The sequence below is a fragment of the Desulforapulum autotrophicum HRM2 genome (assembly GCF_000020365.1).
Taxonomy (GTDB): Bacteria; Desulfobacterota; Desulfobacteria; order Desulfobacterales; family Desulfobacteraceae; genus Desulforapulum; species Desulforapulum autotrophicum.
On sequence record NC_012108.1, the window covers coordinates 3,148,895 to 3,161,322 of the forward strand.

Below are 12,428 nucleotides of genomic sequence, written 5' to 3' on the forward strand. Positions count from 1 at the left end.
GCCTCAGTTGAAAAGATTAGATTCCGGAGCCTTCTCAACCTTGCCAATGGTCGGAGCCACCCCCACCTCAACATAGGTATTGAAATCCTTTTCACGGATGGTGATGACTGCCCAGCGGGACTCTTTCTGGAATATCATGATGGTGGAAGCCGGACTCTTGATGTTTGAAATCATGTTCCAGTTGTCCTTGATCATGTTGTTGGAAAAGAAATTAAACAGGGACCGGGACTCGATCCTGCCCTTAAGGGAGATGATTCCCGAGGTGTAGCCTGGAGTGCTCACAACAACGGTTGAACCATCCAGCACCTTTAATTCTTTTGGAATCAGGACATCCTTGAAGTCATAGTACACGGCTGTTGTCTCCCGGGTCATGGTCGGGGTGGTGTTTGAGGCATTCTTATTCCCTCCCAGGTTCAGGTTGGAACAGCCTGTTACGGCAACCGATACCAGCAGGGCAAAAAGAATGGGGGCAAAGGGTCGAACGCTATTTGTAATTTTCATAAAATCTCCTTGGGTAATTGCCTAATATAGTTTAACCGGACAAACAAAAAACGACCAAATTACAGATCACTTCTAAAACTATTTGGTCTAAAAGTCAAATCCCAGAAGCCCCATGGGCACGGATTTAAAATCGCCCCTATGGATTATTCCACGTCCTCCCATGAGGTAACACCAGACTTGGTTGTCCCGGGGTTTTTCTGTTCAATGGTTTTGATGGCGCCGGTGCTGGTTTGAACAAAGGCTTTGGAACCCTCTTGTTTACCCACATGAACATTGGGAGTCACGGATAGTCCCTTGCCAAGGGAAATCTTCTTTTGAAGTTTGTTTTCACCGGCATCGATGTCGCCGTTGCCATTTGAATCGAGATACCCTATGACAGACTCAAAATAGGATGTTCCGGTTTTATAATAAACTGCGTACAGGTTACTTTTCCCCTCAAAAGAACAGATGTCAGCCGAGGGGATATAGGTGGTAAAGGTGAGAAGATCTCCCAGAAGGGTTGCTTGGCCAAGGTTTCTCTCCTTGTTTGCCGAAGGAAGAAAATTCATATGCCAGCCATTGGACGTGGTTTCTTCCGCCTCCTTTACAAGGGTGTCCCAATCTGTGATGGCAACGGCAGTTGGCGACACAACACCCTCAACCGTCCTGTCATCAGAAACAAGGCCATTTGTCACGTTCAAAAGGGATGATCTGGGTACCGTGCCCCAGGTCATGAGTTCACCCGAGTCCCAGAGTTTATTATTATTAGCATCTGTGAATGGTTCTTTAAGCCCGTAATAAGACTGCTGATCGGTATTGGCGGAATCGTTTCTGGAAAAAAAACGCCCGGTGCCAACGAACACCCATCTATTCCCCTGATTGTCCAATCCCACGGACGAAGCAGCAACGATGGGCTGGCCCGGAGTAAGAGCCGGGACAGACTCCGAATCAAGGTTCATAAAAATGCTGTCCCCATCCCATTGGGATAGATCTGTTTGATTGTCAATTACAATACGCCTCAGTTTTCCCCCCCACGGGTTTGCACCTGTGCCGTCACCACTGACAGTTCCGAAATAGACGGCATCGGCATTGAAATCAAGGTCAAAATCAACTGCAACCGGATCGGAGATAAAGGAATTATCATCAAGCTCCTGATAGTAATCGTGACCTGTTGCAGCAGGTGCGGTTGTGAAAACCCCATTGGCGGCCTCAAGGGTTTTAAGCTCATCCTCAAGAACAAGCTTTTTAAAATCCACAACATACAACTTGCCTTTCTGCTTGCTTATTGCCTGTTCTAAGGCTCCAGAAAGATTGTTCCCATCAGCCTTTCCATCGGCCGAGGCCGGGCCTGAGCCAAAGACCAGATACCACTCGTTCTCATTAATAGTTTCTTTGCCATCCAGGGGGTCAGACACATCCCTTTTATCCTTCATGGGAACGACAACCGGATAGCATGTGGTATACCCGAGATCCTCCATCTTGATCTCAGCAACGACCGTTGGTTCCGATTCAGGATCGGTTATATCAAAAATAAAATAGGCGGAAGACATGGTTCTATCCTTGTCCACATTGGCACTATCGCCATCGCTTTTATCCATATCAGCCACAATTTCACCGCCGCCAAAACGCATGCCCGCAACCAGAAATGTTCCCCAATCGGGTTCTCCATCCTCATCACCCGCATCGATAAACCCATCATTGTTCCAGTCAAACGAGCCATCCGGCAGAACCTTTGCATCAAAAACCTTTGGTTTAAGATCACAATAGTAGACATGGGGATAATCTGATTCGGTCAGCCAGTATAGATGTGGGAGCAGATTATAGGGCACATAGGCCCAAAGTTCTGCACCAAAATCGTATTCAACCTCTTTGTCCCCCCCGGTTTTAAAACTTTTTTTAAATTCTTTGTTGGAAGCGTCGTAAAAGCCTCCATTAAAGGCATGGAACATACCGTCATTTGCACCTGCATAAACCACGTGACGCCGGTTTTTAAAACGGTCGGCAAAGGTTGCGTAGGAAGCGTCCCGGTACAGAAGATGATAGTTTTCTGCGGGTCTGCTCACAATTGTGGGGGTTGAGTAAACAATGTCTCCCATGCGCCAGGTCTCAAGGGTTCCATCATCGTCATAATCAACCTGGCGAGACCTGAATTCGGGCAGGGTATAAGATGGGGTGGTAGCTGAGGTAAAAGAAGGCTGGTCAATACCCCGGATGTAGTTGGCAACCCTGCTGCTCTGCTTTATGAGAAACTCATTAAACAAACCTGAATTGGCTCTGAGATTGTCTATGGAAACATCGTTGCCATCAGAAACGATCGAAGGTTCATCGCCAAAGGTGGGGAAAAGGGTGAGATAGGGGTAAATGGTTGAGGTGTCGGTGAGATTTGCCACTGAAGGAGGGTTTTCGGATATAAAAGGAATCTGCTCACCTGAATCCACAACCATATTATTGTTCACATCAACAAAGGTGAAAATGTATCTGTTTCTTGTGGCAGTCTTGTAAATCCTCTGGGATACGGCCTCGTTATCAAGCATCTCATTGAGCCAGTTTGAAGAGGACCACAGATATTTAACGTCATTTATGGTACCTGTAAAGACAGGTGTTTGGTCTTCATCTATGATTTCATTTCCGTCATGGTCGTCGTACTTAAAAATCGTTGTACCGTCAAAGACAATAACCCTGTCGCTGTCTATATCAAGTTTGGCATTCCCGTTGGTATCCTCCCTCATGTTTCCATAGGAATCGACAAAAAGAGAATGAAGCTCCCCGACCCAAGTTACGGTATTACCAAGGGGACCTTTAAATTCAGGATAAAATACGGCCTGGTAAACGGCCCCCTCGCCCGACCGGGTCTGGGAGATAACCGAAGCTGCCGTTCCTGAAGCGGTTCTTTTCAAGATATCTTCAAATGACTTGTCGAACTTCTCCACAAGCATCAAAGGATTCTGTATGTAAAAGTAGGTATCCGGGACTCCATCATTATCCTTATCCCACTCCTCATTAAGATCAAGAAGGTTATTCTCGTTAGAATCCTCAAACCCCCCCCATTTGGCAGCATACCATAAAGGATTTTTTAGAAGAGTTGCCGTTGAACCAGAAGAACTTGCGGTAAACACACGGGTTTTTTCATTGGGCAAATTAGTGTTGTCATCCCAGTTGGTATCAGCCACACCTTGATTCGGTCCGAATGTACCCGGAGTATCCAAATAGTAATCTTTATCCTCATGGTCCGGTTGGGTATTGTTTTTTATCTCGAGATAAACGCCGTCTGCGGTGGTACCAGATATAATATATCCAAAATGCTGTTTCGAACCACCACCGTATACGGCATCCAAACTGGATATTTTAATTTGCACGGTGGTGGCAGAAGTTTTTGTATATTCATACGTAACCATGCAGTCCATATCATAGTCAGACCCCTGTTCAGCGTGTTCGTATGTCACTCTAAATTTTCCAGAAGCCGGTCCAATATTATCGACATAAAAATCGGTAATGGCACAGGTGGGTTGAAAATCCCCACGGGCTGCAGTAACCCCTCCCCCTGCCGTTGAATAAACTGTTTTTGCAAAGGGAACCAATGTAATAAGATTGTTGCCATCCATTGAGATCTCAATTTCTGGCAGGGTTGAGGCAAGACCTACCGCATAGGTTGAGACCTTCTGGTTCTGCGAGGCATTGGTATTAATATCGGTTGTATTTCCATAATAGGCAACAGAAGCAGAATAGTAACCGCCAAGTTTGGTCGGCTCTTCCGGACATAATCCACGAATGTTGCCTAAACCTGTAACAGTTTTGGGTGAACAGGCAGTATCAAAATCTGCTTCGCTTTGGCCTATATAATAGCTTCCATTTATTCCCTCACCAATGGAGATGGTATCTGCCAGGTTGCTGACATTCATCGTTCCCAATGTGCCGGTAAAACTTGTGCTGAAATTGGTGTCGACGCCGGGCAGTTGATCGGTGTCATAGGAGGGGTTAATATCACTGATTACCATCATGAAAGGCTTAGCGCAGTAGGAATAGTTTGTTTCATAGGGATCATCCCATGCACTTTCCAAAGGCAGATCAATACCCCGATCATTACCGTCACCAACTCCAGAAACAAAATTCGTGGTTGCCGATTTAGTCCCGGCAAAATAACGCAACGCTTCATACATCATTTCACCCGTGGGATTGCCCCACATATAATTTTGACCCTCTGCAATCGGACCCGCATAGGTTGTATGGTCCCATTTATGAGTACTATGGTTAAAGCCGATGACTCGAAAATTATCGATTGTCTTAATTATACCGCCAATACCATTGGTATCTTTATAGTTGAACTCTCCGGTATCAGGATTGATTTCATCATTTATGGATTTGATATTTTTACGCAGAACACCACCGGAGAGATGATTTTCATAAGAGCCGGTAATTAAACCAAAATAAATCTGATTGGACTCACCTTTGTTTTGTAGAAAACCGGTGGGCTTATATACAGTTGCCGAAGTGTTGTGATCGGTGTATAATCTTTCACTTTCCAAATCAGGCAAAGAGGAAACGCCAACTTTGACCCGAACCTCATATTGAGATACAGGTTTACCCACAAGTCCATCGCCCAGGATGCCGTCACCACTTTCAGCCGAAACCCATTTCCATATGCGATAATTACTATTTAGTTTCACCCTCAACAACGGTGGACCATTGGTTGCAAGCGAACCGCTTGCAAACAGATGACGGGTTCCTGCTGTCGGCTGGGTGTATGGAGTATAATCAGAGATTAAATAACCAGACCCATCAACATACTCTTTTCCCCAGCAATGGGCGTCGTTGGGGATATAAGCTCTTTCAAGAACTGTTTCAGTTGCAGTATCAACAGATCTTTTTCCTCCATAAAGAACCTTCCTGATGCAGTCGATCCGTGACATGGTCAAATAGTTTAAGAAATCACCACTCCATCGTCCAGCGGCAGTTACTTTCTTATCTGTGGTATAATCAACTGGTTCAAATCGTTTGTTTCCCGAATCATACTCATACTCTTTATAGGAATCAAAATATCCATAATATTCGATGGAGGGATTGTAACCCACATCAAGCGTACCATCGTCATTCAAGTCCGACGCATCATTATATGCTTCATAATAAAGTTTATGATCTCTGCCCATAACAAGCATGACAAGGGGGGGAACGCCTGCGGTAACAAAGGGAGGAACCGACTTATAATCTGATGATTTGGCTGCAAAAGAAGATAAGGGCAAGCAGACAGCGGAAAAGACAATTGCCATTAACGTATAATATCCAATACACAGTAATCTAATTAATCTCTTTGGCACCTTCTCCTCCTTCGAAAGAATAATAATCTGAATAACATTTTAAACGTTTTAAACAGGGTCAATAGTTGCATTCCCCCTCATGGCCTATCAAATGGCGATAATGAATCATAATGCATGACCGACTGTTACGTTTGCCCTGAAACTTGGCATAAAGACTATAAATAATCTCTCCGCCGCCGCCTGCAGCCCCCTTGCCTTTTCCCTCATACCCTGCTGCCATCTGAAGGGCGCTTCCCTTGGACAGCTGTGTATTTCCAAAGGCAATGATGTTGGTATGGGGCTGGGTATCATCGGCAGGAAAATGAACATCCCGAACAGTGTCAGTGGGGTATTCACTTCCCGGTTCATTTTCTTCTAAAGCAAAACTTTTATTTTCAATCACAGCAGTTCCGATTGTCAGGGGCTCTGTCTTAAACCCTGCAGGACAGGCAACGTTCTGTTCAAGGACTTCCCTTCCCACTTCGGTTCCACCGTCTGCTGAATAAAATGCTTTCTTGTGGAGCATGTCGTTGGAGGCGATCTTGGTTTCAATGGTTGAAGTGGTCACGGCAGAGATGCCGATGATGGTCAAGACAGTGAGAATTAAAAGGGCCATAATCAGCGCAGAACCGCTGTCGTTGTTTACAAAATCCATACCTGTTCTATTCCTTGTCATCGTCAAAAAGTAATGGCCTTATAATAATCTGCAGTAAAGGTTTTAGCCTGTCCCTTGTCGTTCCAGGTGACAACCATGGTTATCTTTTTAACATTGGGCACAGGGTCTGAAGGGGTGATTGTCCAATTTATGGTGAATTTTCCCTCATTGTCCGTTCCATCCACAAATCCGGGGTCAGCATAGTCAACCCCCATCAAGGTCTCTATATTGTCAGCAGCCCAGGTCGCGCCCCTGGTAAATTCCATTGCAGTGTCATTTCCTTTGATGGAAGACATCTGCATTTTAGTCAGGCCCAGAATGCCAATGGCAAGAATTGCCATGGCAATGATTACCTCCAAAAGGGTAAAACCACAGGCGTCAGTTTTAACCAGGCAGGTTCTGTTTTTTTTATTAAAAATCATTTTAATCCCAAATTACGGCATTTAATGGTTTCCGTGAGTGTACGGGTGCCTCCACCCACAAAATTGGTTGCATTCACGTCCGGCTGGGTTTCAAGGGTGATTTTTATCGACCGAATGGCAGTGGTATCTGCTGTGACGTTTCCGTCTTCATCATAATAGGCAAGGATCAATCCTGAAACATTTTCGGCAATGGCCTCTTTTTGACCATCTATTTTTCTGCCAAGGTCAAGGTCACCATCCCCGTATGCATCATAAAGGGAATAGATGATGTATTTAAGCTCCCCCTTTTCATCCGCACCGTTAACGCTTATTTGATTATCGTCATTGGCCGCATTCATGGTATAATTATCATTACCATCATCATCGGCAACCATGGAAAAAATCAGAGGATCTGCCGCAGTTCCATCTCCTGCCCTGTTGATGCCTGCGCCATACTTGACATCTGGATCATACCCTGCCATCCGGATCTCCTTTGACATTATTTCAAGGGCCCCCCTGAGGTTCTGCTGCATTTCAACAACCTGTTCCTGGGTGAGCTGGGTGGTTTCCTGACTTCGAAAAGCTGAAACAATACCGGCTATTACCATTACGCAAATGGACATGGCAATGATTAGCTCAATCAATGTAAACCCCTGGTTGTTTTTCCCGAAATCCATTATCTTTTCCCTAAAGCAACAAGGTTAATGCCAGTTGGTACCATCCATACTCTTTTGAATCCTGATATTGCCTGATAAGTTAACGATGACCCGAAGATAAAGGGAATTATTATTTTTCATAAAAATAGACCCATTGCCAAAACCAGTTCCGCCATCAATCTGACTGGGCATGCCCCTGCTGTCAAACGAGACATAGGTCAGGGCCGATGCCCCATGGGTTTGAAAGCTGGAGTTATAAAAATCCACCCCGGCCGGCATAATCTTTTCCATAATTTTAAAATCATCCGGATCTGTACCATCAAAATCAAACACAGGCGGATTACCGGAGGCTGCCTTTACCATATCAACATAGGCAATATAATGATTGTTTGCCGGGTCCAGGGCAATGACAACATCACTATTGTCTTTTACAGCCCTCATTTTCGCCTGCTGGAGACAGGAGACCACATCCCTTGCAGCACTCTTGAGCCGATAATCAGGAATCCTTTTTATAATCGACGGAACTGCTATTGCCGTTAAAATGGAAAGAATGGCAATAACAATCAGCAGTTCCAACAGGGTGAACCCCCATTGACGTTCCTTTAATGTATGATTCAAAACCATTCTAAAGCATATCCCCATATAAGTTGTTAAATCAAAGTTGCAAGAATAGTGCAAACGAACTATCAAGTTTTGATTTTTACAGATAATAACAGTTAACACAACTACTTTTAGCTTGCATTTCCTTTTTTTCATCCAGTCAAAAAAAATCAACACATCTATATTTAACCACTTTAACGACATAAAGCGAAAAACAGTGAACAATGACAGCTGACAATTTTTGCACCCTCCATTACAATTTTTTGTTCGGTTGGCCGTAAAAGAATGCCGGTTTTTTCACGATTAAAAACAACATTTTAATAAAAAAGCTTAAGAAAACAGACTGTTGAAAGAAAATAAATACATTTTTTTCAAGTTGGCATCATTGTTGTAATGTAAGAAACCAACGAAACAAGAATAGACCCAAATTAACCACAACAAAGAGGAGGCACCACATGTTTAAAAGACTAAGAGAAAAGGCAAAAAACAGCAAAGGTTTTACCCTGATCGAGCTGATGATCGTCATCGCCATCATCGGTATTCTGGCAGCCATTGCCATCCCCCAGTTCATGACCTACAAGGCAAAGGCGTACAATGCAGGCTCCCTGTCCGACCTTCACAACTTGAGACTCGAGTTTGAAGGATACAATGCAACCTGGGATGCATATCCAAATTGATAAGATCTTTTCATTTTAAAATTTTAAACCTTAAATTAGGAGCAAATTATGAATTCTTTAATTAAAATAGCAGTTATTTCTGTTATCATTACTGGCCTTTCGGGCTTTGCTTACGCCGGTACGGCTGTACAAACGGGTGGTGCTGGCGATACGGTTACTTTTGCAGGAACAAAGGGCCTTGCCACATTAAGCTTCACACCTTCTGGAAATACAATAATAAACGGAACAAGCACTGCGTTGACTTATGACATAACTTCAGGATGCTCAAAAACAGACATGTCAAACGGCATGGAATATGGGATGTCGCAGGACATTACAGGATATTATCAAAAAACACAGGGAGCAGCCGATGCTGCTCCTCCGGCTACGATCACCCCAGCTAATTGGACACTCATGGGCAGCAGCAGCTAAAACATATAAACAATCAGAAAGTATCTAATCAACTTTCGACCAAAGCCAAAACTGATTTAAACAGCTCACCAGAAATTATAATACAGCTTCTGGTGGGCTGTTTCACCGATGGGGAACGACGCTGATTCCATGATAAAAATAAAATCTGTTAAAAAAACCTTTAAATCAGACATCGGAAGACCTGAGATCAAGGCGGTTCAAGGAATCTCCCTCCAGGTGGACAAGGGACAAATCTTCGGAATCATCGGCCCAAACGGTGCCGGGAAAAGCACCCTTTTAAAGATGATCCTCGGATTTGCCGCCCCGAACTCAGGGAGCATCAAGATCAACGGTCTTTCCCCTTTGGATCCTGAATCCAGAGATACCATGGGATATCTTCCTGAGAATCCCTATTATTATGATCATCTCACAACCGACGAGCTGCTCTTATTTTGCGCCAGAACCGCAAGCATGGACAAAGAAAACTTTGCAACCCGTGCAAACCAACTTCTTGAGATCACCGGTCTGACCGAAGCAAGGCGATCAAAACTTTCGACCTACTCCAAGGGCATGACCCAGCGGGCCGGCCTCTGCTTTGCCCTGATCCATGATCCGGACATCGTCATCCTGGATGAACCCATGTCTGGCCTTGACCCCATTGGCAGAAAAATGGTATTTGACCTGATAATCGATCTAAAAGAAAAGGGAAAAACCGTTCTCTTCTGCTCCCACATCCTGACCGATGTTGAAAAGCTATGCGATGCCATCACGATCATGGCCAAGGGAAAGGTTAAAAAACAACTCACCAAAGCAGAAATTAGCGAGGACACCAGGGATCTTGAAACCATCTTCCTTGAGGCCGTTTCCCAAACCCTGCCCGATACTGCCCTGTCAGGAGCCTTTCTATGAGCCCCTTGAACAAACGAATCCTGCGCATACAGGCCCTTGCCGTCCTCACCTTTAAAGAAGGCATCCGGGAGCGGGCCATCTACGGCATCGGTCTTGCCGCCCTGGTCTTTTCATCTGTTTCCATTCCCATCACCGGTTTTTTCATGCGGGACCTTGACAAGATTTCCGTGGATTTTAACCTTGCAGCTGTCTCGTTTTCATCCTTGCTGCTGCTGTTCTTTGTTTCTGTCAACCTCATGGCAAAGGATATGGAACGAAAAACCATCTTTTTTGTGCTGTCAAAGCCCTTTTCAAGGGGGGAGTACATCCTTGGAAAGCTTGGCGGATTGATTATACTGAGCACTACGGCCGTTGGAGTGCTGTCCGTTGCAGCCTTTGCCAGCGTGCTCATCACAAAGAGTATCTACCCCCAGCATTTTGGTCATTTTACCTGGCCGGGATTTTTCATTGCCGTGTATGGCCACATCCTGATGCTGACCGTTTTAAACGCCATTGTGGTTTTCTTCAGCACCCTGACATCAAGTTCTTTCTTGACACTCCTATTCAGCGTATCCACCTATATTGCAGGCCAGACCATTGAAGAGGTCTATCTTTTTCTGCAGCACCAGTCCGAGACCGTTCCGCTGTCGGGTTTTGTGAAAACCACCATTGATTTTCTCCACTATGCAGCGCCTAACCTGTCAGTGTTTGATCTTAAAGCCATGGCCGCCCACAGTCTTCCCGTTTCAGGCACCTATCTGCTGGCAATCACCCTTTACGCCCTTGTCTATTCAGGCCTTCTTGCCGGGGCATCCACTTTTATCTTTGGCAAACGCAATTTTTCTTAAAAGGGCTGTTTATGACAAAACCCATTGTAAAACCGCCTGCCAGAAAACAGATCTTGCTGACAGCTCTTGCCCTGGTCGCCTACTGGGGGGTCTACACCTTTGTATCCACCCAGCGCCTGGCCTTCCTGGATCAGACACCCATCCACTATGCCATTCCATCAAGCTTTACAGCACCAGCCGCCCTTGAATTCAAGGGGGTGGTTGCAAACTATCTTTTTTTAAAGGCCATCACCGATGCAGGAGATGAACTGGGCCGGGGAAAAAAGATAGACAGGGAGATGATCAACTACATTGTGGCTTCGGTGGACACCATCACAGATCTTGACCCGAAATTCTGGGACCCCTATCTGTTTGCGAGCCTGATGCTTGCCTGGAACTTTGGAGAGCCTGAAAAGGCCAACACCATCCTGACCAAGGCGGAAACCAATCTTCCCAACGACTACAGACCCTCATATTTTAAAGGCTTCAACTATTACTATTTTTTAAAGGACAACGAAAAAGCCGCTGAATACATGATCAAGGCGTCAAAGCTTCCTGGAAGCCCGAGCTACCTGCCCTATCTTGCCACCCGGCTCTCGGTCTATTCTGCCAACCACAAGACTGCCGCTGCATTTCTTGAACAGATGATCAGGACCACCCGGAACGAAGCCCTAGTCAAACAGCTCAAAATGAGACTTGAGACCATCAACCACTTGATTGTTCTTGAAAAAGCCATGATGGATTATAAAGGCAGATTTGGCCTTTTTCCAAAACATTTGGAGGATCTCGTGAAAGCAGGATTTATAACAGCCATTCCCAAGGATCCCCATGGCGGAAAATACATTATCATGGAAAACAACCGGGTCTACACCACCAGTCGAATGATCGAGCAGCACTAATCTTGTTCAATGGTATAATCAACAAGTAAGCCCTGGGCCTGGAATTCCTTGAGTAGTTTTGGGCGTTTCTTTTTTTTGCTGTCATCGAGTGCCTTTTCAGCCATGCGGTTGGCATTGTTGAAATCTTTTTTATCAAGACATAAGGAAACTGCAATTTTCCAGAATTTTAAACTTTCCATGCTTGAATTGGCAAATTTTATTGAAGCAGAAAGAGCAACGTCGGGATTGGTCTCTTTCCAGACCTCAACCCATCGCTCCAAACCATTTGTTTCAGATGGAAACAATCTTACCAATCTTCCCTTAAAACTAAATGGAGAAGGAACATTCGTACTTTTAACACTCTGAATCACCCCCAGGTGCAGGACAAGCACAAAGGTTAAAATCAGGGCAACGGATCGCACTGCAATCCCATTGATCCTGAAATAGGATTGATTCACTTTTTCTTTGTGGTTGGCGGAAGCCGGCAATAAAATAACGGCAAAGGCATAGGCCATGAGCGTCAAGGGGATGGCAAAATAAAACACACCACTCACTGTTGCATAAAAAACAAAGGCTAAAAGAAGAGCAAAGGCAGAAACCTTTACCCCCTTCAACAATTGATCCCTTTCACCTAGGATGCCTGTCACTCCCCTGCGCATTAATTTAAAATACATCAGGATGAAAA

Annotated in this window: 12 protein-coding genes; 5 read left to right on the top strand and 7 right to left on the bottom strand. The window is 44.9% G+C overall.

Annotated features, from left to right (window positions below):
* Positions 1-3: 3 nt before the first annotated feature.
* The 6 genes from HRM2_RS13680 to HRM2_RS27695 form a co-directional block, all read right to left on the bottom strand.
* Positions 4-501, bottom strand: a complete 498-nt coding sequence (locus tag HRM2_RS13680) for a hypothetical protein (protein WP_015904617.1) — start codon at positions 499-501, stop codon at positions 4-6.
* Between the two features lie 143 nt (positions 502-644).
* Positions 645-5,744, bottom strand: a complete 5,100-nt coding sequence (locus tag HRM2_RS25315) for a pilus assembly protein (RefSeq protein ID WP_049770451.1) — start codon at positions 5,742-5,744, stop codon at positions 645-647.
* 106 nt (positions 5,745-5,850) lie between these two features.
* Positions 5,851-6,426, bottom strand: a complete 576-nt coding sequence (locus HRM2_RS25320) for a pilus assembly PilX N-terminal domain-containing protein (RefSeq protein WP_015904619.1) — start codon at positions 6,424-6,426, stop codon at positions 5,851-5,853.
* Between the two features lie 23 nt (positions 6,427-6,449).
* The gene (locus tag HRM2_RS13695; protein ID WP_015904620.1) at positions 6,450-6,848 is read right to left on the bottom strand and encodes a type IV pilus modification PilV family protein; all 399 of its coding nucleotides are present in this window, start codon (positions 6,846-6,848) and stop codon (positions 6,450-6,452) included.
* On the bottom strand, positions 6,845-7,504 hold the full coding sequence (locus tag HRM2_RS13700) for a PilW family protein (RefSeq protein ID WP_015904621.1): 660 nt from the start codon (positions 7,502-7,504) through the stop codon (positions 6,845-6,847). The genes HRM2_RS13695 and HRM2_RS13700 overlap by 4 nt, the downstream gene beginning before the upstream one ends.
* Positions 7,505-7,528: 24 nt before the next feature.
* Positions 7,529-8,125, bottom strand: a complete 597-nt coding sequence (locus tag HRM2_RS27695) for a GspH/FimT family pseudopilin (protein WP_232364029.1) — start codon at positions 8,123-8,125, stop codon at positions 7,529-7,531.
* A 413-nt stretch (positions 8,126-8,538) separates the two neighbouring features.
* On the opposite strand from HRM2_RS27695, the gene HRM2_RS28075 reads away from it, so the two are divergent.
* The 5 genes from HRM2_RS28075 (at position 8,539) to HRM2_RS13730 (ending at position 11,764) form a co-directional block, all read left to right on the top strand.
* Positions 8,539-8,760 (top strand): prepilin-type N-terminal cleavage/methylation domain-containing protein, encoded by a 222-nt coding sequence (locus HRM2_RS28075; RefSeq protein WP_015904623.1) that lies wholly within the window; start codon positions 8,539-8,541, stop codon positions 8,758-8,760.
* A 48-nt stretch (positions 8,761-8,808) separates the two neighbouring features.
* The gene (locus tag HRM2_RS13715) at positions 8,809-9,171 is read left to right on the top strand and encodes a hypothetical protein (protein WP_015904624.1); all 363 of its coding nucleotides are present in this window, start codon (positions 8,809-8,811) and stop codon (positions 9,169-9,171) included.
* A 129-nt stretch (positions 9,172-9,300) separates the two neighbouring features.
* Entirely contained in the window at positions 9,301-10,059 is a 759-nt protein-coding gene (locus HRM2_RS13720; protein WP_148214628.1) for an ABC transporter ATP-binding protein, read from the top strand.
* Positions 10,056-10,886 (top strand): ABC transporter permease, encoded by an 831-nt coding sequence (locus HRM2_RS13725; RefSeq protein ID WP_015904626.1) that lies wholly within the window; start codon positions 10,056-10,058, stop codon positions 10,884-10,886. Before HRM2_RS13720 ends, HRM2_RS13725 begins: the two co-directional genes overlap by 4 nt.
* A gap of 11 nt (positions 10,887-10,897) precedes the next feature.
* On the top strand, positions 10,898-11,764 hold the full coding sequence (locus HRM2_RS13730; protein WP_015904627.1) for a hypothetical protein: 867 nt from the start codon (positions 10,898-10,900) through the stop codon (positions 11,762-11,764).
* On the opposite strand, the gene HRM2_RS27705 is transcribed toward HRM2_RS13730, so the two are convergent.
* Positions 11,761-12,417 carry a hypothetical protein gene (locus HRM2_RS27705; protein WP_232364030.1) on the bottom strand — a complete coding sequence of 219 codons (657 nt, stop codon included), beginning with the start codon at positions 12,415-12,417 and terminating at the stop codon, positions 11,761-11,763. The genes HRM2_RS13730 and HRM2_RS27705 overlap by 4 nt on opposite strands.
* Between the last annotated feature and the right edge of the window lie 11 nt (positions 12,418-12,428).